The sequence below is a fragment of the Ruegeria sp. I1 genome (assembly GCF_056532675.1).
On the sequence record NZ_JBQFNM010000011.1, the window covers coordinates 110,415 to 130,132 of the forward strand.

Below are 19,718 nucleotides of genomic sequence, written 5' to 3' on the forward strand. Positions count from 1 at the left end.
GCTGCGAGGGCAACGCGATTGAACGCGCGGCGCTCGCGGTAAGCAGGGTAGATAGTTGCAACTGGTTGCACGGGAATGGGTGGGGGCTTTGGTTCGCCCCGTTAAACCCGCTTGAATTGGGAATAGCGCTCCGGCAGCACCAAGACCTCGCTAGGTGCATCCTGTTTGGTTTTCTTACGCCAAACGTAGATCAGAGAAGTGCGGTCACGGTGGGAACTAATGGCTTTCCAAGTGACGCGGGCCATAGATCGCGCTCCAGAATTCTGCTTCTGGATGATCCACTGGATGTTGTCCTTGCAACTGATGATGCGGAAACGGTCTACACGGACGATTTCATAGGCATAGTTGTCTTGCGTTTCGCGGCGCGACATACACGACGGCGTGTCATTGGTTTTCTTTTTTTGGTGCAACTGGTTGCACTGATCCGGGCGAGACCGAACGAGGTTGGAATGTCGGTTTTTTTTGCAAAGCATTTTGGGTCTCTCGGTTTGCCACCAGAGCCGGAAAGCGCTATTCTGCAATTGGTTAGATTGAGATAGCCCGTTCCCGGTTCGCCGGGGCGGGCTTTCTATTTAGCGCGGGTTTCGTCGAGGCGGGCAAGAGCCTCGTTCACTTCGCTTTTCTTAAAGCGAGGAGTTTTTCCAAGGAAAACGGGGGCGGGCAGTGTTCCATCAGCAATACGACGTTTGATCGTGCTACGGGACGACCGGAGAAGGTCCATAACCTCTCGGTAGGTGATGTATTTTTCGTCCATCTCATGCTCCTTTAGACTTATTCATCTGAAGGCATGGTTACCGATGGGCGTTCTTGTTGTGGTGGGGGCAATTTTTTTGCCCCCACCCCTGAAAACCTTCAGAAGGCCTCGCTGCTATAGGCTTTGAGTTCCAATCGGTCAGATGTGGACAGTGGTGGAACACAAATTGTGCTCTGCGGAACTGAAAATACGTCTGGCACTTTCCAATTTCTTTGCTTCGCGGGAACGCTTTGGCTTTCTTCTATTGTTACTTTTCGATTTTGGAACCAACTAGCCAGCCCTAGAAATTCAAAAAGAATGGGTTTGTCCCATGCCATTCCAGCCCCGTGAATTCTGTTCCGGTTTTCGGGTGGCATGTAGTTCCATGCAGCCCAAAGGTGCGCTACGTCTGCATAATTCGAGTATTCTCTTTTCAAACTGCGGCGCGTGCTTTCCTCAGTGCCGTGCTTTATTTTTGACTTGATCGATTTTTTCCCGATCAACCATACAGCCTTCCTTGTGCTGGCGTCGCCGAAATCACTGAACAGTTGGATTTTCTTTTGGAGGATTGCCCCGGCCAAGCTGCCGCCTTTAACGCGGGATCGCCGGGAATTGATTACAGCATTTAGTGCGATAGAAGGGGCGTACTCATCTTCCTCACTCAAGCCATGAAAGGCGAACGAGCACTCTAGTTCTGGGAGGTCGATGTACATTCCCCTATCAACAGGTTGGTTTGGAAAAAGCATATGAGCAAAAATTACTAAGCCAGCGTTTTCGGTCAGTTTGCGGGTTTCCTTGTTAAGAATTGGCAGTGTTCTCATGATTGTTTTGCCGCCAATTCCAGTACCTGCCCGGAGCCACCAGTCACATGATCAGCCCACGTTTCCATCAGAACTCGCCTCTTTTCCAAGAAATCGGTGCGGCGATAGGCGCGACCGACCTTGCCGTCGAATTTGTGTCCGAGGGCAGCCTTCGTCACCTGAAATGAAATGTCTTGTGTTTCCGCGCACCAAGTGTCGAAACTCGATCGGAAGCCATGTGGCCGCTCAGACATGCCCCTGGTCCTCATCAGCTTTGACATGGTTCCATCTGAGATAGTGCCCTTGCGCTCGCCCGGGAAAATCCATCCGTCGCGTTCAAATGGGCGGATCTGCTCAAGAATAGCCAGAGCCTCCGAGGATAGGGGTACGTTGAGTTCTTCAGTTTGCCCCAGGCGACCCTTCATAACGTCTGCCGGAATAGTCCAAATACCATTCGCAATCTGTTCCCAACGAGCAATTCTGATCGGCCCGGAACGCACCGCAGTTAAAATCAAAAACCGAAGGGCTAGGTGGGTGACTGACCCATCATCCAAGCTGCTATAGAAGTCCGGCACATCCTGCCAAGCAACCGACTTGATATGTTGCTCTGTGTGCCTCTGTTTACCAAGTAGGATTTTTGCTTTGTCCGTCACCGCCGGGTCCACATCCAAACCCATCGCCAAGGCGTGCTTCATAACAATTCCGAGACGGTTGATTGCTTTCGTCGCAGTTGGTGCTTTCTCGTGCCAGATTTTGGACAGGACGTTCTTCACGTCTTGTTGGTCGATCTCCTCAACGGGCGTTTTCCCTAGCTTAGGCAGAATGTGCAGTCTGAGTGGTGAGAACCACCGTCCGGCTTCACCGTCGCCTTTGAGTTCCGCCTTTTTCGCTTCAAATGCTGCGAGCGCAATTGTCTCCAAAGAATGATCCGCTTTTGAAGCCATGCGCTTCTCGCGTTCACGCTCTTTGATGGGGTCTTTGCCGCTGTTTCTAACGGAGCGCCAGCGCTGGGCAGCTTCTCTTGCCTGTTTTAGACTTACATCTTGCAGTGAGCCGAGGCCCATTTCTTTCCTGCGTTGATAAATTGAATAGCGGTACACCCACTGTGCACCACCGTCTTCGCGTTGGATAAAATACAGGCCGCCACCATCACAGTGCTTGCCGGGCGGCAGCCCTTTAAGTTGGGCTGCTGTCAGGCGATTTATCGCTCCCATCAATCCACCATTCTATCCACCATATCACTTGACATAGCATGGCACACGGTGGGCAAAGGTGACACCATGCCGGCAGTATTTTTTCGTTAACTTTCTGTTTCTTAGGTGTGCACGATAATTCATGGGTATCTGGTTAAAGGCCGCCCCCGGGCACCATATTTGCATACAAATGTAGTTGCATTCTGCTTTCTGATACCCTCTGTACGACCGGGTTTGATGTCTTGCAATTCCGCGTGAAGCAGCGTGCGCCGACGAAGGCTTCCAACTTATCGTTCGGCTATGAAGGACAGCCCCGAAACAAGCTGTTTCAGGCCCAGCGTGGCACCTGCAAAGATTGCGGCAAAGGTTACTGGCGCACTGTAGGCCAATAACGAGAAGGCCGATATGCCTTGTCCGACGCTGCATCCCACCGCGATGATTGCGCCGGGGCCCATAATCGCTGCACCCAGAATTTGTCGCTTTAACTCACGCGGGTCCTCGCATGCCTCCCAGCGGAAATGACCTTTAGACGAGGACCCCAGAAACGCGCCGATCAGAACACCGGAAACCGATCCGACGGCAAAGGACATTGTGTTCCCGGACGCGGTCATGAGGTAGAGTATCGTATCACCCAAAGGTGCGGCGAAGGTGTGGGTTTGGGCTCTCTCAGCATCGAATCCGTATGTCGCGACCCAGTTTGTCCCAAGCCATCCAGAGACAATCGCCAACCCGACCGCGGCGCCCCAAAACACTTGCATAGGGGTTCGACGGAAGCGATCATTTGCCAGTGCAAACACGATCATGATCGTGCCAACAACCGATCCGAAGACCCACGCGGGAATCGAAGTTAGTCGTTCTGCCAGATAGCTGAGGCTTTGGGGCGCGCTGAGATTCATCTCCACCGGAAAAACCCAAACCCGCAGATAGGCCAGGGGGCCTGACATTGCGATATAGGCTGAAAGGCCCATGATCAGAACGATGACGAATGATCGAAGATCGCCGCCTCCAAGCCGCGCCAATGCGCCATAACCGCAATTCCCGCTGATGGCCATTCCATAGCCGAACATCAGGCCACCCACGATTGAACCGACCGGGTTCCATGTCTGTGCAAGGTATCGTGTCTCAACAGGATCAAGCCACTGAAGCCCTATGGCCACGTGGCTGCCTAGGATCGCAACACCGATGGCGATGGCCCACATGCGCATCCGTCGGTCATCATCTGCATACAGATAGTCTTCGATCGCACCCAATGTGCAAAACCGACCGATACGCGCAGCAAGGCCCAAGACGACGCCGCCAATCAAGCCGATCAGGGCAACGGTATTTGCGTCTCCTATTGTTTCGAGCATGGCCAGTCTCCTCCCAAAGCTGGCGGTGTTCCGGATGGCCTCTACTTCTCCCTACAGAATAGATCGTAGACGACTTCCAGGATTTGCGTCGAACGATCATCAGCCAGGCTGTAGTAGATCGTTTTGCCTTCGCGTCGCGTTTTGACCAGACCTTCGAACCGCAAGCGCGATAGTTGCTGTGACACGGCCGCTTGCCGGGCCGAAAGCATCTCTTCCATCTGCGTCACGGATTTCTCGCCCGAGGACAGGTAGCACAAGATCATCAGACGTCCTTCGTGGCTGATCGCCTTTAGGAAGTTTGATGCCGTCTGCGCATTCTCCATCATTCTGTCCAGATCGTCTGCGCACATGTCCTTTGTGAACACTGGCAGTTTCGAAGGTTTGTCCAACAAGGTCGCCTCGCTTTCTCGGCTTCACGCATTCAAAACAGTTTATGTGATTTGTCTTATTTTAGCCAGACGTCTCAATAACTACCCCGGCGTCACGTAGCAATACGCCCAGGAACCCCCAGAAAAAGTCTTCGCCCGGGTAGCCTTCAATCCGGCCCACCTCCTGACCGCTGTCCAGTAGAACAAAAGTCGGCGTGTAGTAGAGAGGTTTTTCCAAAGTGACATCGTCCGGGGTCGCTTGGTGAATATCAAGCCGTTGCAGCGGTGCTGCTTTTCCTTCGGGTGTCTTGGGATAGATATCAGAGATTTCATCATCCCAGCGGGCACACCACATGCACCCATCTTCTTCGGCCATCAAAAGCGTCATCTCGGCCTGCGAACACACAGGAAAAACAAGCAAAGTCATTGCTAAAGGCAGCAGAAACAGGGTGCGCATCTCAAGCTCCGATTGACCGCGACGATATATCTTTACTATTTTGAATGTGTGAATGATAGCCTGACAGGACTGTTTTGAGCATGTTCGACATCACATTTGCAGGAGCTGTGGTCGCCGGTCTGTTGTCCTTTCTTTCCCCGTGCATTCTGCCAATTGTCCCGTTTTACCTCAGTTATCTGGCGGGGGTCGGGATGGAGCGGATCTCGGCAGGCGCTGAGATTCCCGTCAATACACGTCGCCGGGCGACGCTTTCGGCAGTCGCATTCGCGGCAGGCATCATCACGATCTTCATGGCGCTTGGCGCTACCGCGTCGATTTTCGGACAACTGGTTCGAGAGTATTTTGATATCCTGCGCTGGATTGCTGCGGCAATCATCATCGCGATGGGCCTGCATTTTCTGGGGCTCGTGCGCATCGGGTTTCTCTATCGCCAATATCGAGCGGATGTTGGCGAAACCTCGAATGTTAGCCTGATCGGGGCCTATGTGCTTGGCCTGGCCTTCGCGTTTGGCTGGACGCCCTGCGTGGGGCCCGTGCTTGCCGCGATCCTGTTCACTGCTGCAGGAACCGAGACTGCGTGGCGGGGCGCGCTGTTGTTGTTCGCCTATGGGGTGGGAATGACAGCCCCGTTTGTTCTGGCGGCTTTTCTGGTGCGCCCTTTCATGCAATGGATGGCACAGTTCAGGAAACACTTGCCTTTGATCGAAAAGGCGATGGGTTGCCTGCTGATCCTGTTCGGCGTGCTGATCGCCACCAACTCCATCAATCACATCGCGCAATGGATGCTGGACCACATGCCGTGGCTTGCAACCATCGGCTAATAGCGGAGGATAACATGAAACGAGCCTTTTCAATTCTGGTCGTACTTTTAATGGGTGCCGCGGTTTCTGCCGCTGAACTGGGGGATGATGGACTGCACAAAACGCCGTGGATGCGTGACACGTTCAAGGACCTCCGAGAAGATCTTGAAGAGGCTGCGGGCGAAGGTAAGCGTTTGGTTTTGTTCATAGAACAGCAAGGCTGTATCTATTGCAAGAAGATGCACGAAGAGGTGTTTCCACAGCCCGACTTGGCGGCGTACATCGAAGAAAACTTCTTTGTCGTACAGATGGATTTGCATGGAAGCACCACGGCAACCGACTTTGACGGGCAAGAAGATGAGCAAAGGGCACTGATGCGCAAATGGGGGATTCTATTCACCCCAACGCTTGTGTTCCTACCGGAAGAGGTGCCCGAAGACGCCACAGCTGTTCAGGCTGCGGTTGCTGTAATGCCGGGGGCGTTCTCAAAATCAACAACCTTGGATCTTTTCACCTGGGTTGATGAGAAACGCTACGACCTTGAGAATGGTGAAGATTTTCAACGGTATCATGCGCGCCGCATTCAGGAGCGTAACAATGTTTCGCAGGATTAAGCATTGCGGTTACAAATAAAAAAATTCAATAAGATGAATTTAATGTTGCGAAGAGCAATGCCCGTCGACTACGGTACACAAAAGCTTTGGATCGCAAAGCGCCATGGGCGCGGTAGCAAACGGGAGGGATCATGAGGCTGAGACTCTTAACATTGGTCTGCACGATGTCGGGTGTTGCCGCATTTGCAGCGGATACAGGCCCGAAAGACGTAACCTATGATGACTATGGTGCGGTAGAGGCCTCTCTGACCGGGGTCGCGGGCGATGTCGCAAACGGCGCGCTCATCGTTGGGGACAAGTCAAAAGGCAACTGTGTGGCCTGTCACGCTGTCACGGCTTTGGCGGACATACCATTTCATGGCGAAGTTGGGCCAATGCTGGATGGGGCGGGTGACCGCTGGTCCGAGGCCGAGCTGCGCGGGCTGATCGCAAATGCAAAGATGACGTTCGATGGAACAGTCATGCCCGCATTCTACAAGGATGACGGCTATATCCGTCCTGGTGATGCTTATACAGGCAAAGCGCCGACAGCGCCTTTGACGTCGATCCTAACGGCACAGGAAATTGAAGATGTGGTCGCGTTTCTCGCGACCCTGAAAGAACAATAACCGCGCTTTCTTGCGTGACTTTCCGAAGATTCAAAGGAGATTGAAAATGGAACTCTCTCGCCGCGAGACTCTGGCCCTTGGCCTGGGCGCCGCGTTCCTGACAATGATTCCGCTCCGCGCAAATGCGGCCGCTGAAGATGCGATTGCCGCGTTTACGGGTGGTGCGGATATGGTTGATGGCGGTGTCACTTTGACTGCACCGGAAATCGCCGAAAACGGAAACACCGTGCCAATCGAAGTCAGCGCACCGGGCGCAACGTCTATTCTGATTGTCGCGGCCGGGAACCCCGAACCGGGTGTTGCAACCTTCAATTTCGGCCCGTTGGCTGCTGAACAAGCCGCATCAACTCGCATCCGTCTGGCCGGAACACAGGATGTCATCGCCGTGGCCAAGATGGCCGATGGCAGCTTCGCCAAGGCATCCGCGACCGTAAAAGTGACAATTGGCGGCTGCGGCGGCTGATCGCCACGCGCCCTGAAGAACAGGAGAGTACCCAATGGCATCCGGTGTAAAACCCCGCGTCAAGGTTCCAAAGACAGCCGCGGCTGGTGAAACCATCACGATCAAAACCCTGATCAGCCACAAGATGGAAAGCGGCCAACGCAAGGACAAAGAAGGCAATGTCATCCCGCGTTCGATCATCAACCGTTTCACCTGCGAGTTTAATGGCGAAATGGTGGTTGATGTGACGATGGAGCCGGCGATTTCGACCAACCCGTATTTCCAGTTTGAAGCCGTCGTGCCCGAAGCCGGTGAGTTCGTCTTCACCTGGTACGATGATGACGGTTCTGTTTACGACGAGAAAAAATCAATCGAGATCGCCTGACGGCTCGACACTAAGGCAGATCAGCGCTGGTCCAAGAAGCTGGCGCTGATCCACCAAGGGAGGAACGTAATGAATACCAAGGCATTGACGGCGATCGCGGCAATTCTGGCTTTCCCAGTGGCAGCAATGGCCGGACCGGATGAAGACAGTCTTGTGATCAATGATGAGCTGGATATGACCTCGGTGACCGAGGCGCCAGCACATCTGGAAAATCTGGATACGATCTATTCGGGTTGGCACTTCCGCACAGATGAGACGCAAGCGCTACAAGTTGATGACTTTGACAATCCGGCGATGATCTTTGTCGATCAGGCTATCGACCTGTTCGAGACGGTTGATGGCGCCGCTGGTGAAAGCTGTGCGTCCTGCCACGATGGGGTAGAGAGCTTTGAAGGGCTTCACGCGTCTATGCCCAAGGTTGATGCTGAAAGCGGCAAGCTGGTTGTCATGGAAGACCTGATCAACAAATGCCGCACGGATCGTATGGAAGCGGATGCTTGGAAATGGTCCGGAGGAGACATGCAGGGGATGGTCGCTCTGATCGGTTTGCAGTCGCGCGGAATGCCAATGAATGTGGCGATCGATGGCGATGCCGCCCCGTATTGGGAGCAGGGCAAAGACATGTACTACACCCGCTACGGCCAGCTAGAGCTTAGCTGCGCCAATTGTCACGAAGACAACTGGGGCAACATGATCCGTGCCGACCACCTGAGCCAGGGTATGATCAACGGGTTCCCGACCTATCGCCTGAAACAGGCCAAACTGATTTCGCGCCATAATCGGTTCCGCGGCTGCATTCGCGACACGCGGGCAGAAACCTTTGCCGAAGGGTCAGACGAATTCCGCGCCTTGGAGCTGTATGTAGCATCCCGAGGCAACGGGCTTTCAGTCGAAACCCCGGCTGTGCGCCAGTAACAACGGCCCCGCGCAAGCAATGCTTTGCGCGGGTTTTTAGCAGAAATAACATTCACATATTTATATGTGACACAGGAAAGCTGATTGATGATTTCGCGACGTGACTTCTTGCAGGCTTCAATGGCGGCCTCGGCGCTCTATGGGGCGTCCGGTTTCGGCAATTGGGCCAGACTTGCCGCACAGCAAAGCCTGACACAGGATCGACTGTTGGAGTTCGAGACTTTTGGCAACATCAGCCTGATCCATGTCACCGACATTCACGCGCAACTCAAACCGATCTACTTCCGTGAGCCCGAGATCAACCTTGGTATTGGCGATGCGCGAGGGCAGATGCCACATGTCACCGGGGCGGCTTTCCGCAAGGCCTACGGGATCGAAGATGGAAGCCCGTCAGCCTATGCGCTGACCTACAACGATTTCTCTGCGCTAGCGAAGGCCTACGGTCGGGTCGGTGGATTGGACCGCGTCTCAACTGTCATCAACGCCATTCGTGCTGACCGTCCCGATGCGCTTCTATTGGATGGAGGCGACACCTGGCACGGGTCTTACACCTGCTATCAGACGGCGGGTCAGGACATGGTCAATGTCATGAACGCGCTGAAACCCGATGCGATGACGTTCCATTGGGAGTTCACGCTGGGCAGCGACCGCGTGAATGAAATTGTCGAAGGTTTGCCCTTTGCGGCCTTGGGTCAGAACATCTTTGACGCCGAATGGGATGAACCTGCTGAGCTGTTCCAGCCCTACAAGTTCTTTGACCGAGGCGGCGCAAAGGTCGCCGTGATCGGCCAGGCCTTTCCCTACATGCCCATTGCGAACCCGGGCTGGATGTTCCCCGAATACTCGTTCGGTATCAGGGATGAGAACATGCAGGCCATGGTCGATGAGGTGCGTGCCGCCGGTGCCGATGTTGTCGTTGTCCTCAGCCATAACGGCTTTGACGTCGACAAGAAGATGGCGGGCCGGGTGCAGGGGATCGACGTGATCCTCAGCGGCCACACTCATGATGCACTGCCGGAACCTGTTCTCGTGGGAAAAACGCATATCATCGCGTCTGGCTCGAACGGAAAATTCGTCAGCCGCGTCGATCTCGACGTGAGGGACGGGCAGATGATGGGGCTGAAGCACAAGCTGATCCCGATCTTCTCTGACGTCATCGCTCCTGATCCTGCGATCTCTGCCCTGATCGATGAACAGCGCGCACCCTATGAGGACACGCTGCGCGAAGTGATCGGCCAAACGGACTCGTTGCTCTATCGCCGCGGCAACTTTAACGGCACTTGGGATGACCTGATCTGCGATGCCCTGATCAAGCAGCGCGAGGCTGATATCGCAATGTCGCCCGGCGTGCGTTGGGGGCCGTCGATCCTACCGGGGCAGGAGATTACGCGCGAAGACATCTGGAACGTCACCTCGATGTCCTACCCGAACGCATATCGCACTGAAATGACAGGCGAATTCATCCATGTGATCCTTGAGGATGTTGGTGACAACCTGTTTAACCCCGACCCTTACTACCAGCAGGGCGGCGATATGGTCCGTGTCGGTGGGCTGGGCTACCGCATTGATGTGACTAAACCACAAGGGCAGCGGATCAGTGAAATGACCCTGCTCAAGACAGGTGAAGCGATTGATCCATCGAAAACCTACGTCGTAGCCGGTTGGGCCAGTGTCAACGAAGGCACCGAGGGTCCGCCGATCTGGGATGTCGTCGAAAACCACATTCGCAACCTTGGCACCGTCACGGTGCAAGAGAATACCAGTGTCGATGTTGTCGGCGCTTAAGAAACAGATGGAGACCTAAGAGATATGGATGACGCGTTCAAACCGTCCCGCCGGGCCTTCCTGAAAGGCAGTGCTGCGGTTGCGGCTGGGTCAGTCGCAGGTGCGGCTGCGGCAGACACACCCGATCCTCTGATAACCGAGCTTCAGGATTGGGCGTCTTACACAGGCGCCGGTGTCGATGAGTCCCCTTATGGCATGCCGATCAGCTTCGAATCCCATGTCGTTCGGCGCAACGTGGAATGGCTGACCGCCTCTCCGATTTCGTCGATCAACTTCACGCCGATCCATGCGCTTGACGGCACGATCACGCCGCAGGGCTGCGCCTTTGAGCGTCACCATTCGGGTGCGATTGAGCTGCGCAAAGAGGACTATCGCCTGATGATCAACGGGCTGGTCGATCGCCCGCTGGTCTTTACCTACGACGACATTGAGCGGTTCCCGCGCGAAAACCATGTGTATTTCTGCGAGTGTGCGGCGAATACCGGTATGGAGTGGGCTGGTGCTCAACTCAACGGCGTTCAATTTACCCACGGCATGATTCACAACATGGAATACACGGGTGTTCCGCTGCGTACGCTGTTGCAGGAAGCGGGCGCCGATATCTCACCCGACAAATGGGTCTATGTTGAGGGCGCAGACGCGTCATCCAATGGCCGCTCCATACCGATGGAAAAAGCGCTGGATGACGTGTTGGTGGCTTTCAAGGCAAATGGTGAAGCACTGCGCATGGAACATGGATACCCCGTGCGTCTGGTCGTGCCGGGTTGGGAAGGCAACATGTGGGTCAAATGGCTGCGCCGGATCGAGGTTGTCGATATGGCGGTCGAAAGCCGCGAAGAAACCTCGAAATACACCGATGTTTACGAGGACGGTACAGCCCAGAAGTGGACCTGGGTGATGGACGCCAAGTCCGTCATCACCTCACCCAGTCCGCAAATGCCGATCAAACACGGACCGGGACCCTTGGTCATTTCCGGACTTGCCTGGTCAGGCCACGGGCAAATTACGCGGGTCGATGTGTCCAAGGATGGTGGGATCACCTGGGAGACGGCGCGTCTTGGCAAGCAGGGCGACAGCAAGGCTTTGACGCGCTTCTATCTCGACACGAACTGGGACGGAGCACCAATGCTTTTGCAGGCCCGGGCGATAGATGAGACCGGTTATGTGCAGCCAACCAAAGACCAACTGCGCGAAAAGCGCGGAGAAAACTCTGTCTACCACAACAACTGTATCCAGACTTGGTACGTGAGCGCAGAAGGGATCGCCGAGAATGTCGAAGTCTCTTAGTCAGGTTTTCCTGCCCGTATTCGGCGGCACGGCGTTGGTGCTTGCGGTCGCGGTTGTTGTCGCGAACCGGAACTATGGCCAGTCGCAGATAGAAACCCTGGAAACCCGGATCGGTCAGGTTGAGGCGCATGCAGCCGCAGCCCAGGAAAACGCGCAAACGGAAGCCAGCCGGGCAGCCGAACTGGCGGCCAAGGTCGAAGAGATTCAGGTCGCAGCAGCCGAGCGGGTCGCAAATGGGATGAACCTGACCGCGCCCGCGCCTCGCGGCGAGGGCACCTATGGGCTTGGACGCCCCGCGCTGGAACAAGAGATCGCCGCCTGGGACGTTGACGTCTTGCCCGACGGGCGTGGCTTGCCCGTTGGATCAGGCGATGTCTGGACTGGAGAAGAGGTATTTGTCGACCGCTGCGCCTCGTGCCATGGGGAATTTGCCGAAGGTGCCGACAATTGGCCTGTTCTGGCCGGTGGCTTCGATACGCTCGCTGACGAAGATCCAGTAAAAACTGTTGGCTCTTATTGGCCGCATCTGTCGACTGCTTGGGACTATATTTCCCGCTCTATGCCCTTTGGCGAAGCAGGTACGCTGACCGCGGATGAAACCTATGCGATCGTCGCCTACATCTTGTATTCGAACGATCTTGTGGATGACGACTTCGAGCTCAACCACGACAACTTCGCCGACTTTGAAATGTATAACATGAACGGCTTTGTCGTCGATGTACGTCCTGAAACTGAGTACGCCGAGTGGCGGCAAGAGCCATGCATGGAGAATTGCAAGTCAGAAGCCGCCGTCACGATGCGCTCTGTCTTTTTGGTGGAGACGCCGCCCGAAGGTGGTTCAAACTCGGTCATGAACGACGCCAGCGCGGACGAATTGCCAAAGTTTACGGCAGAAGGTCCTTCGTTCATTCCGACTGCGGCGTCAAAGCCTGAGGACGAAGCTGCTGCAACGCCAACCATTCAGGAATCCAGCGATACGGACGGAACGACAGAAGTGTTTGCCGCTGGCGAGAAAGTCTTCAAGAAATGCAAAGCCTGTCATCAGGTCGGCGAAAGTGCAAAAAACAGTACAGGGCCCGTATTGAACGGGATCATCGGTGCCAATGCAGCCTCAGTCGAAGGGTTCAAATACTCCAAGGCCTTGAACGCTGCTGCTGAGGAGGGGCTTGTCTGGACCGACCAGGAAATGGCGGCCTTCCTGACGAAACCCAAAGAGTACATGAAAGGCACGCGGATGTCTTTTGCGGGGCTTAGAAAACCTGACGATATCGAGGCTGTGATCGTCTATCTCAAGTCGTTCGGAAACTGATCATGCGCTGGTCGGCTATACTGACCCATGCGGCGGTCGCTATAGCGACCACCTCGTCGGTCAGCGCAACCGAAGACCTGGGCGACGCCGAAGCCGGAAAAGTGGTGTTTGCCAAATGCAAAGGATGTCATCAGGTCGGTGAGGGTGCCAAAAACAAAATCGGCCCGCATCTGAATGGCGTTTTTGGACGCAAAGCGGCAGGCCTTGACGGGTTCAATTACTCCAAGAGTCTTGAGCGTGCTGGAAATTCGGGCCTGGAATGGCACGCTGATACACTATCGGCCTATATTGAAAATCCACGTGCATTTGCATCTGGAACACGGATGAGTTTTCGGGGCCTGAAAGACCCCGAGGACCGCGCCAACATCATCGCCTTTTTGCGCGGATTCTCTGATAATCCGCAGGACATCCCCGAAGCGGATCCAACGGCCAGGGGCACGGATCATTCTGTTGATCCGGCGATACTGGCTATTCAGGGCGACCCGGAATATGGCGCCTATCTCAGCAGCGAATGTACAACCTGCCATCAGATCGAAGGGGGCGACGCTGGCATCCCGTCAATCGTCTACTGGCCAGACGAAGATTTCGTGGTCGCGATGCATGCTTACAAAGACAAACAGCGCCCTCATCCGGTCATGCAGATGATTGCCGGACGGCTGAGCAATGACGAGATCGCGGCATTGGCGGCCTATTTCAATAATCCAGAATAACAGCGCAATACGGGAGGAAACGCGATGACATTCAACAGACGAACATTCTTGGGGGCCGCAGGTGTTGTGGCAGCTGGGCTATCGGCGCCGATGGTGCTGGCGCAAGGCAAACCCCGTGTCGTTGTTGTTGGTGGTGGCGCGGGTGGCGCAACCGCCGCGCGCTACATCGCCAAAGACAGCAAAGGTGAGATTGATGTAACTCTGATCGAGCCATCGCGGACCTACTACACCTGCTTTTTCTCAAATCTGTATCTAGCAGGGTTTCAAGAGCTTTCGGATATCGCGCACAGCTATGGTGCTCTGGCGGCGAACTACGGGATCAACGTGGTCCATGATTGGGCCGTTGGTGTTGATCGTGATGCCAAGACGGTGTCCTTGGCTGGGGGCGGGTCCGTTCCCTACGACAAGCTGATCCTGAGCCCGGGTATCGACTTTGTCGATGGTGCGGTCGAAGGCTGGGATGTTTCAGCGCAGAATAAGATGCCGCACGCCTACAAGGCCGGATCGCAGACCGAGCTTTTGAAAGCACAGGTTATGGCAATGCCTGAAGGCGGGACGTATGCAATGGTTGCGCCGCCAAACCCATACCGGTGCCCACCAGGGCCTTATGAGCGTATTTCCATGGTGGCCCATGTTCTAAAAGAGAATAATCCAACTGCAAAAATCATCGTCGCCGACCCCAAGCCGAAATTCTCGAAAATGGCTTTGTTTCAGGAAGGCTGGGCAAACCACTACGAAGGTATGGTCGATTGGATCGGAGAGGACTTTGGCGGTGGCAATGTTTCCGTGAACCCGGACGCAATGACCGTGACGATCGACGGTGAAGAAACCAAGGTTGATGTCTGCAACGTCATCCCGGCGATGAAGGCCGGACGTATTGCGGAAATGGCCGGTGTGACCGATGGCAATTGGGCGCCGGTGAATGCGGCTGACATGTCATCGAAGGCGGATCCGGATATCTATGTTCTTGGCGATGCGAGCCAGCAGGGCGACATGCCGAAATCCGGTTTTTCGGCCAACAGTCAGGCGAAGGTCTGTGCGAATGCCGTGCGCGGTGCATTGACCGGGTCCAAAGTGTTCCCGGCCAAGTTCTCGAACACATGCTGGTCGCTGATCGACACCAATGATGGTGTGAAGGTTGGCGCGACCTATGAGGCGACGCCAGAGAAGATTGCCAAGGTGGACGGCTTTATCAGCCAAACCGGTGAAGATGCCGATCTGAGGAAAGCAACCTACGAGGAATCGCTGGGTTGGTATGCGGGTATCACCTCGGACATGTTCAGCTAAGGGCTGCGGGGGATTTGACCGGTGTCAAAGCCCCCGACAGACAATCTGCGAAAATGCGGTTCAGGAGGAGTGCAAAGACCATGAAACACATTATTGCTGCGGCCGTATTTTCCACCGTTCTCACAGGTCAGGCTCTGGCCCAAGAGGTCATCACCACCCCTTTTGACGGCAGTTTCGACGATGCCACATTCGCCGTTGAATCCGCGATAGTCGGGCAGGGGCTGGTCATCGATTATGTAAGCCATGTCGGCGAGATGCTGAATCGGACAGGTGCGGATGTTGGAAGCGACAAACAGATATTCGCGGCTGCTGATATCTTCATTTTCTGCTCAGCAAAACTCTCGCGCGAGGTGATGGAAGCTGATCCGATGAACATCGGCTTTTGTCCCTATGGGATTTTCGTGGCCGAAGACGACAATGGCGTGACGGTGGGATACCGAAGCTATCCCGAGGGACCGATGCAAAAGGTCCAGACCCTGTTGTCCGAGATCGTGAAAGAGGCCGTCGGGGATTGAGATGAACTATCAGCAGTACTTTCGTGATCAATTGGACCAACTGCAAGAAGACGGAAACTACCGGATTTTTGCAGACCTCGAACGTCAGTGCGGCGCGTTTCCAAAGGCGCGCAGCTACACCGGGAATGGACCCAAAAACGTCACGGTGTGGTGCTCAAATGACTATCTCGGTATGGGGCAGCATCCAAAGGTACTTGCCGCCATGCACGCCGCAATCGACCAAAGCGGTGCTGGCGCGGGGGGCACAAGAAACATCTCTGGGACAACTCACCAGCACGTTTTGCTCGAACAAGAACTTGCGGATCTGCACGATAAAGATGCGGCTTTGCTGTTTACATCCGGATATGTGTCGAACTGGGCCGCGCTGGGCACTTTGGCATCGCGCATCCCCGGCATCACGGTTTTGTCGGATGAGCTAAACCACGCCTCGATGATCGAAGGCATCCGCCACAGCCGTTGTCAGAAGCGGATTTGGAAACATAACGATGTTGCGGACCTTGAACGGCATCTTGCTGATCTGCCCGCCAATGCGCCCAAGCTGATTGCGTTTGAAAGCGTCTATTCTATGGACGGTGACATCGCGCCGATTGCCGAGATTTGTGATTTGGCGGATCGTTATGGCGCGATGACCTATTTGGATGAGGTTCATGCTGTTGGGCTTTACGGGCCGCGCGGAGGGGGAATTGCCGAACGCGAAGGCCTGATGGATCGGCTCACCGTCATCGAGGGGACATTGGGCAAAGCCTTCGGTGTCGTCGGCGGATACATCGCGGCATCGCACGAACTTGTCGATTTTGTCCGGTCTTTTGCCAGCGGGTTTATCTTTACCACAGCACTACCTCCGGCCGTAGCCGCAGGGGCCGCGGCTTCAGTCCGGCACCTAAAGCAAAGCAATGCGGAACGACATCTGCACCAGCAGTGCGTGCGCGAGGTTCGGGACAGGCTGGACGATCTGGGCATTCCGCATACGCCGAACCCAAGTCACATCATCCCGGTCATGGTCGGCGATCCGGTCAAGTGCCGCTTCATCTCGGATGTTCTGATGCGCGACTACGGGATCTACATCCAACCCATCAACTACCCGACCGTCCCGAAAGGAACGGAACGTCTACGGATAACGCCGTCGCCCGTGCATTCTAGTGAGGACGTGGATCGTCTGGTTTCTGCATTGGCTGAGTTGTGGACGCAATGCCAATTGGCGCGCAGGCCGATGGCCGCGCAATGACAACTTGACCGAAGACAAAGACGCAACCGCAACGGTGTGAGAGTTTCCGCTGATGGAAAAGCTCATTGATTTCCTGGGTGACCAAGGCGCTTTGGCATGCGCAGGTGTGCTTGTTGGCATCCTGTTTGGTGCGACGGCCCAAAAGTCTCATTTCTGTCTGCGCGCCTCGACTGTCGAAGTCGCCGAGGGCGCGTTTGGTCCGCGTTTGGCGGTTTGGCTGATCGCCTTCACTGCGGCTCTGACTATGGTGCAGGGGCTCGTCGTATTTGACCAGTTGGACCTGTCTGAGACACGTGCAATCGCCTCGACCGGTAGCCTGAGCGGCGCCATCCTCGGTGGCGCGATGTTTGGTGCGGGTATGATACTGGCACGCGGTTGTGCATCGCGCTTGTTGGTTTTGGCATCCTGCGGAAATCTGCGCGCGCTGGTGTCCGGGCTGGTCCTGACATTGGTGGCTCAGGCGGCGTATACAGGTGTTCTTAGTCCCGTTCGTGAAACGTTTTTTGGCATCTGGACGATTTCAGGTGGCGCATCGCGCGATCTGTCAGAGTTGCTTGGATTGTCGCCAAAGGCTTACACAGCGATCGCAACGCTGGGTTTGGCTCTGGCAACAGCATTCGCGGTCTACCGGCGTGTCGCGCCTATACGGATCGTGTCTGCCGCAGGCGTCGGGATGGCAGTCGCGCTCGGCTGGTTGATGACCTTCGCAATTGCGCAGACCTCTTTCGAGGTCGTACCCGTGTCTTCGATTACCTTTACCGGCCCGGCCACAGATACTTTGATGGCTTTGGTCGCCAAACGAAACGTTGCATTGTCCTTTGGTATCGGCCTTGTTCCGGGTGTTGCCATCGGGGCTGCGGCTTCAGCTATTTATGCCGGAGAATGGAAGATCGAACGGTTCGGCAACGACACCCCGATGGAACGGTACCTTTTTGGCGCTGCCCTTATGGGATTTGGAGCCATGCTGGCAGGCGGTTGCGCCGTGGGGGCAGGGCTGTCCGGAGGGTCCGCCCTGTCCCTGACTGCTTGGCTTGCGGTGTTCTTTATGTGGGTCGGCGCGATTGTGACACATCGCTTCGCAACGCGACTGCCCGCTCTGCAGCGATCCTGAACTATTCAAACTCCATCTGTTCAAAAACGCGCCCGGCATTTTTGGTCGCCAGTTCTTCGAACGTGTCCAGATGGGCATAAGGGGATTGATCGACATAGTAGGCTTCGGCCAGATCGCCGCCTGCATCCATATGCTCCCGCACTTTGCCACGCAGGTATATCAGATAGTCGCGCGTGTAGCGACGCACCTGATCCATGTTTGTCGGATGGCCGTGACCGGGTATCACATACGTAGCGCCCAAAGGCTCGAACGCGTTGTCCCAGGTTTCCAGCCAATCCGCTGTATAGGTCTCCTGAAAGATCGGCAGCATACGTTCGTGAAATGCCATATCTCCGGCGATGACAAGGCTTTGATTTGGCAACCAGATTGAGATATCGCCGGGGCTGTGGGCAGGTCCGAGGTATTTGGCCTCAATCCGAAAATCGCCCATCTCAACCACATATTCGTCATCGAATGTCTCGGTCGGACCAGCCAAAAAGGTTCCTTCTGCCTTGTCGCGATTGTATCGCTGCATGCCCTCCAGAATCTGGGGGCCATATTCCTCAAATTCCGCGGCCGCATCCGAATGCGCCACGATTGGAATGCCAAGTTCCGACCAGTAGGCGTTGCCGAGCATCGCGTGCCCCTGACCATTCTCGTTGAAGACAAGCTTGACCGGCTGATCCGTGATCGCCTGAATTTCCTGATGTAGCGCTTGCGCCAACACATAGGCGGCTCCGCCGTTTACAACAACCACGCCTTCTGTGGTGACGATGAAGCTGAGGTTGTTGTTGTGGCCTGCGTTTTCGTAGGTCGGTGGCGCGGTTGCGCCAATGGCAGAATAGACGCCGGGGATGTATTCGACTGGCTTGGAGTAGAGTGCGCTTTGCGGATATTTATCAGCGATGTCTTCGCTGGCCCAGGCGGGTGCGGCTATGGCGAAGATAGTCAAAAGTGATCGTATCATGACGGCTCTCCTATGAATCGATATGCCGAGCCTGTCTTTTCGACCCGGCCAATCCCACCATCTGGCAGATGAAACCCAATAACTTTCATCTGTTCTGCAGCAAGCTGATCCAGCAGAAGGCTGCGTGTGGCGGCAGCGGTCTGAGGGTCCTGATCCGCGCCGCTGTACCAGTCCGGGCGTTCAAAGGCGACATGCGGATTGCCAAGCGCGTCGCCCACAACCATTGCCGAGTCACTGCCTTCGCGAATTTCAAACGCCATATGTCCGGGTGTGTGCCCAAGGCTGGCGCGCGCGGCGATACCCGGCAGGATTTCTTGCCCGTCATCGAAGAACATGACCTGATCCTCGATCGCTTCCATGCGCCGCTTCGCGCCGACTGCAAACGCGGCGCGATCTTCGCCAATCGTTTCAACCGTTGCGGGGTTCCACCAATAGTCCCATTCGGTGCGACCGAAGTAATGCGTGGCGTTGGCGAACAGCATGTCGTCAAAGTCGTCCAGAACGCCCCAGATATGGTCAGGATGCGCATGGGTGAAGACCACATGGGTAACGTCTTCGGGGGTGAGATTCACGGCGGAAAGAGCATCCAGCAGCTTGCCGGATGTTGGCATAAAATCTGGTCCTGCACCGACATCGAAGAGTACGGTGTTCGTGCCATCTAGGTAGAGCGTCACGTTACACTCTGGTTCGTACCTTGTCGCGTCTATCTGTTTTTGCTTCAGAAACGGCGTCAGCTCATCCTGTGGCATCGATCCAAAGACCATTTCTGGCGGTATGGTCAGATATCCATCAGATAACGTTTGCAACCTGCCAGATGAGCCGATTTGCAATTCCGCCAGTACCACCTTGGATTGAGCTCCGAGTGCTGCAAGGCAGGTA

At 55.3% G+C, this 19,718-nt stretch carries 23 protein-coding genes; 14 read left to right on the forward strand and 9 right to left on the reverse strand.

Annotated features, from left to right (window positions below; translation table 11 throughout):
- Nucleotides 1-101: 101 nt before the first annotated feature.
- The 7 genes from ACR0DH_RS18270 to ACR0DH_RS18300 all read right to left on the reverse strand — a co-directional run bounded on the left by ACR0DH_RS18270 (nucleotide 102) and on the right by ACR0DH_RS18300 (nucleotide 4,900).
- Nucleotides 102-371 carry a hypothetical protein gene (locus ACR0DH_RS18270; protein ID WP_480852751.1) on the reverse strand — a complete coding sequence of 90 codons (270 nt, stop codon included), beginning with the start codon at nucleotides 369-371 and terminating at the stop codon, nucleotides 102-104.
- A gap of 197 nt (nucleotides 372-568) precedes the next feature.
- Nucleotides 569-754, reverse strand: a complete 186-nt coding sequence (locus ACR0DH_RS18275) for a helix-turn-helix transcriptional regulator (RefSeq protein ID WP_480852753.1) — start codon at nucleotides 752-754, stop codon at nucleotides 569-571.
- Nucleotides 755-852: 98 nt separating this feature from the next.
- Nucleotides 853-1,554: a hypothetical protein gene (locus tag ACR0DH_RS18280; RefSeq protein ID WP_480852756.1), complete on the reverse strand. Its 702-nt coding sequence runs from the start codon at nucleotides 1,552-1,554 to the stop codon at nucleotides 853-855.
- Nucleotides 1,551-2,747, reverse strand: coding sequence for a tyrosine-type recombinase/integrase (locus tag ACR0DH_RS18285; RefSeq protein WP_480852758.1), 1,197 nt, complete (start codon nucleotides 2,745-2,747; stop codon nucleotides 1,551-1,553). Before ACR0DH_RS18285 ends, ACR0DH_RS18280 begins: the two co-directional genes overlap by 4 nt.
- A 266-nt stretch (nucleotides 2,748-3,013) precedes the next feature.
- The gene (locus tag ACR0DH_RS18290; protein ID WP_480551315.1) at nucleotides 3,014-4,075 is read right to left on the reverse strand and encodes a YeeE/YedE family protein; all 1,062 of its coding nucleotides are present in this window, start codon (nucleotides 4,073-4,075) and stop codon (nucleotides 3,014-3,016) included.
- A gap of 41 nt (nucleotides 4,076-4,116) precedes the next feature.
- Nucleotides 4,117-4,425 carry a metalloregulator ArsR/SmtB family transcription factor gene (locus ACR0DH_RS18295; protein ID WP_170536475.1) on the reverse strand — a complete coding sequence of 103 codons (309 nt, stop codon included), beginning with the start codon at nucleotides 4,423-4,425 and terminating at the stop codon, nucleotides 4,117-4,119.
- A gap of 100 nt (nucleotides 4,426-4,525) precedes the next feature.
- Nucleotides 4,526-4,900 (reverse strand): hypothetical protein, encoded by a 375-nt coding sequence (locus tag ACR0DH_RS18300; protein WP_480551317.1) that lies wholly within the window; start codon nucleotides 4,898-4,900, stop codon nucleotides 4,526-4,528.
- 80 nt (nucleotides 4,901-4,980) lie between these two features.
- Between ACR0DH_RS18300 and ACR0DH_RS18305 the strand changes: the two genes are divergently transcribed.
- The 14 genes from ACR0DH_RS18305 to ACR0DH_RS18370 all read left to right on the forward strand — a co-directional run bounded on the left by ACR0DH_RS18305 (nucleotide 4,981) and on the right by ACR0DH_RS18370 (nucleotide 17,893).
- Nucleotides 4,981-5,721 (forward strand): cytochrome c biogenesis CcdA family protein, encoded by a 741-nt coding sequence (locus ACR0DH_RS18305; RefSeq protein ID WP_480551319.1) that lies wholly within the window; start codon nucleotides 4,981-4,983, stop codon nucleotides 5,719-5,721.
- Between the two features lie 14 nt (nucleotides 5,722-5,735).
- The gene (locus ACR0DH_RS18310; protein ID WP_480551321.1) at nucleotides 5,736-6,314 is read left to right on the forward strand and encodes a thioredoxin family protein; all 579 of its coding nucleotides are present in this window, start codon (nucleotides 5,736-5,738) and stop codon (nucleotides 6,312-6,314) included.
- Nucleotides 6,315-6,445: 131 nt separating this feature from the next.
- A complete protein-coding gene (gene soxX / locus ACR0DH_RS18315; protein ID WP_480551323.1) occupies nucleotides 6,446-6,922 on the forward strand; it encodes a sulfur oxidation c-type cytochrome SoxX in 477 nt (158 codons plus the stop codon).
- Between the two features lie 46 nt (nucleotides 6,923-6,968).
- A complete protein-coding gene (gene soxY / locus ACR0DH_RS18320; protein WP_480545101.1) occupies nucleotides 6,969-7,385 on the forward strand; it encodes a thiosulfate oxidation carrier protein SoxY in 417 nt (138 codons plus the stop codon).
- A gap of 34 nt (nucleotides 7,386-7,419) precedes the next feature.
- On the forward strand, nucleotides 7,420-7,749 hold the full coding sequence (gene soxZ / locus ACR0DH_RS18325; RefSeq protein WP_353010669.1) for a thiosulfate oxidation carrier complex protein SoxZ: 330 nt from the start codon (nucleotides 7,420-7,422) through the stop codon (nucleotides 7,747-7,749).
- Between the two features lie 69 nt (nucleotides 7,750-7,818).
- A complete protein-coding gene (gene soxA, locus ACR0DH_RS18330; RefSeq protein WP_480551325.1) occupies nucleotides 7,819-8,664 on the forward strand; it encodes a sulfur oxidation c-type cytochrome SoxA in 846 nt (281 codons plus the stop codon).
- An 87-nt stretch (nucleotides 8,665-8,751) separates the two neighbouring features.
- Entirely contained in the window at nucleotides 8,752-10,449 is a 1,698-nt protein-coding gene (soxB, locus tag ACR0DH_RS18335) for a thiosulfohydrolase SoxB (protein ID WP_480551327.1), read from the forward strand.
- A gap of 24 nt (nucleotides 10,450-10,473) precedes the next feature.
- Nucleotides 10,474-11,736: a sulfite dehydrogenase gene (soxC, locus tag ACR0DH_RS18340; protein WP_480551329.1), complete on the forward strand. Its 1,263-nt coding sequence runs from the start codon at nucleotides 10,474-10,476 to the stop codon at nucleotides 11,734-11,736.
- Complete coding sequence (locus ACR0DH_RS18345) at nucleotides 11,720-13,045, forward strand: c-type cytochrome (RefSeq protein ID WP_480551331.1); 1,326 nt, start codon at nucleotides 11,720-11,722, stop codon at nucleotides 13,043-13,045. The genes soxC and ACR0DH_RS18345 overlap by 17 nt, the downstream gene beginning before the upstream one ends.
- A 2-nt stretch (nucleotides 13,046-13,047) precedes the next feature.
- The gene (locus ACR0DH_RS18350) at nucleotides 13,048-13,755 is read left to right on the forward strand and encodes a c-type cytochrome (protein ID WP_480545106.1); all 708 of its coding nucleotides are present in this window, start codon (nucleotides 13,048-13,050) and stop codon (nucleotides 13,753-13,755) included.
- A 24-nt stretch (nucleotides 13,756-13,779) separates the two neighbouring features.
- The gene (locus ACR0DH_RS18355) at nucleotides 13,780-15,042 is read left to right on the forward strand and encodes an FCSD flavin-binding domain-containing protein (protein WP_480551333.1); all 1,263 of its coding nucleotides are present in this window, start codon (nucleotides 13,780-13,782) and stop codon (nucleotides 15,040-15,042) included.
- 80 nt (nucleotides 15,043-15,122) lie between these two features.
- A complete protein-coding gene (locus ACR0DH_RS18360; protein ID WP_353010683.1) occupies nucleotides 15,123-15,557 on the forward strand; it encodes a DUF302 domain-containing protein in 435 nt (144 codons plus the stop codon).
- Nucleotide 15,558: 1 nt separating this feature from the next.
- Complete coding sequence (hemA, locus tag ACR0DH_RS18365; protein ID WP_480551335.1) at nucleotides 15,559-16,782, forward strand: 5-aminolevulinate synthase; 1,224 nt, start codon at nucleotides 15,559-15,561, stop codon at nucleotides 16,780-16,782.
- A 52-nt stretch (nucleotides 16,783-16,834) separates the two neighbouring features.
- On the forward strand, nucleotides 16,835-17,893 hold the full coding sequence (locus ACR0DH_RS18370) for a YeeE/YedE family protein (protein WP_480545110.1): 1,059 nt from the start codon (nucleotides 16,835-16,837) through the stop codon (nucleotides 17,891-17,893).
- A 1-nt stretch (nucleotide 17,894) separates the two neighbouring features.
- Here ACR0DH_RS18370 and ACR0DH_RS18375 read toward each other — a convergent pair whose 3' ends face one another.
- On the reverse strand, nucleotides 17,895-18,839 hold the full coding sequence (locus tag ACR0DH_RS18375; RefSeq protein ID WP_480545111.1) for an MBL fold metallo-hydrolase: 945 nt from the start codon (nucleotides 18,837-18,839) through the stop codon (nucleotides 17,895-17,897).
- Nucleotides 18,836-19,513: an MBL fold metallo-hydrolase gene (locus ACR0DH_RS18380; RefSeq protein ID WP_480551337.1), complete on the reverse strand. Its 678-nt coding sequence runs from the start codon at nucleotides 19,511-19,513 to the stop codon at nucleotides 18,836-18,838. The genes ACR0DH_RS18375 and ACR0DH_RS18380 overlap by 4 nt, the downstream gene beginning before the upstream one ends.
- Nucleotides 19,514-19,718: the final 205 nt, after the last annotated feature.

Coding starts and splice junctions, on each gene's coding strand:
- ACR0DH_RS18270 (WP_480852751.1), bottom strand. CDS start 371: ATGTCGCGCCGCGAAACGCAAGACAACTATGCCTATGAAATCGTCCGT.
- soxZ (WP_353010669.1), top strand. CDS start 7,420: ATGGCATCCGGTGTAAAACCCCGCGTCAAGGTTCCAAAGACAGCCGCG.
- hemA (WP_480551335.1), top strand. CDS start 15,559: ATGAACTATCAGCAGTACTTTCGTGATCAATTGGACCAACTGCAAGAA.
- ACR0DH_RS18290 (WP_480551315.1), bottom strand. CDS start 4,075: ATGCTCGAAACAATAGGAGACGCAAATACCGTTGCCCTGATCGGCTTG.
- ACR0DH_RS18370 (WP_480545110.1), top strand. CDS start 16,835: ATGGAAAAGCTCATTGATTTCCTGGGTGACCAAGGCGCTTTGGCATGC.
- ACR0DH_RS18295 (WP_170536475.1), bottom strand. CDS start 4,425: ATGTGCGCAGACGATCTGGACAGAATGATGGAGAATGCGCAGACGGCA.
- ACR0DH_RS18310 (WP_480551321.1), top strand. CDS start 5,736: ATGAAACGAGCCTTTTCAATTCTGGTCGTACTTTTAATGGGTGCCGCG.
- ACR0DH_RS18375 (WP_480545111.1), bottom strand. CDS start 18,839: ATGATACGATCACTTTTGACTATCTTCGCCATAGCCGCACCCGCCTGG.
- ACR0DH_RS18355 (WP_480551333.1), top strand. CDS start 13,780: ATGACATTCAACAGACGAACATTCTTGGGGGCCGCAGGTGTTGTGGCA.
- ACR0DH_RS18360 (WP_353010683.1), top strand. CDS start 15,123: ATGAAACACATTATTGCTGCGGCCGTATTTTCCACCGTTCTCACAGGT.
- soxB (WP_480551327.1), top strand. CDS start 8,752: ATGATTTCGCGACGTGACTTCTTGCAGGCTTCAATGGCGGCCTCGGCG.
- soxX (WP_480551323.1), top strand. CDS start 6,446: ATGAGGCTGAGACTCTTAACATTGGTCTGCACGATGTCGGGTGTTGCC.
- ACR0DH_RS18350 (WP_480545106.1), top strand. CDS start 13,048: ATGCGCTGGTCGGCTATACTGACCCATGCGGCGGTCGCTATAGCGACC.
- ACR0DH_RS18275 (WP_480852753.1), bottom strand. CDS start 754: ATGGACGAAAAATACATCACCTACCGAGAGGTTATGGACCTTCTCCGG.
- ACR0DH_RS18285 (WP_480852758.1), bottom strand. CDS start 2,747: ATGGGAGCGATAAATCGCCTGACAGCAGCCCAACTTAAAGGGCTGCCG.
- soxC (WP_480551329.1), top strand. CDS start 10,474: ATGGATGACGCGTTCAAACCGTCCCGCCGGGCCTTCCTGAAAGGCAGT.
- ACR0DH_RS18305 (WP_480551319.1), top strand. CDS start 4,981: ATGTTCGACATCACATTTGCAGGAGCTGTGGTCGCCGGTCTGTTGTCC.
- ACR0DH_RS18280 (WP_480852756.1), bottom strand. CDS start 1,554: ATGAGAACACTGCCAATTCTTAACAAGGAAACCCGCAAACTGACCGAA.
- soxA (WP_480551325.1), top strand. CDS start 7,819: ATGAATACCAAGGCATTGACGGCGATCGCGGCAATTCTGGCTTTCCCA.
- ACR0DH_RS18345 (WP_480551331.1), top strand. CDS start 11,720: ATGTCGAAGTCTCTTAGTCAGGTTTTCCTGCCCGTATTCGGCGGCACG.
- soxY (WP_480545101.1), top strand. CDS start 6,969: ATGGAACTCTCTCGCCGCGAGACTCTGGCCCTTGGCCTGGGCGCCGCG.
- ACR0DH_RS18300 (WP_480551317.1), bottom strand. CDS start 4,900: ATGCGCACCCTGTTTCTGCTGCCTTTAGCAATGACTTTGCTTGTTTTT.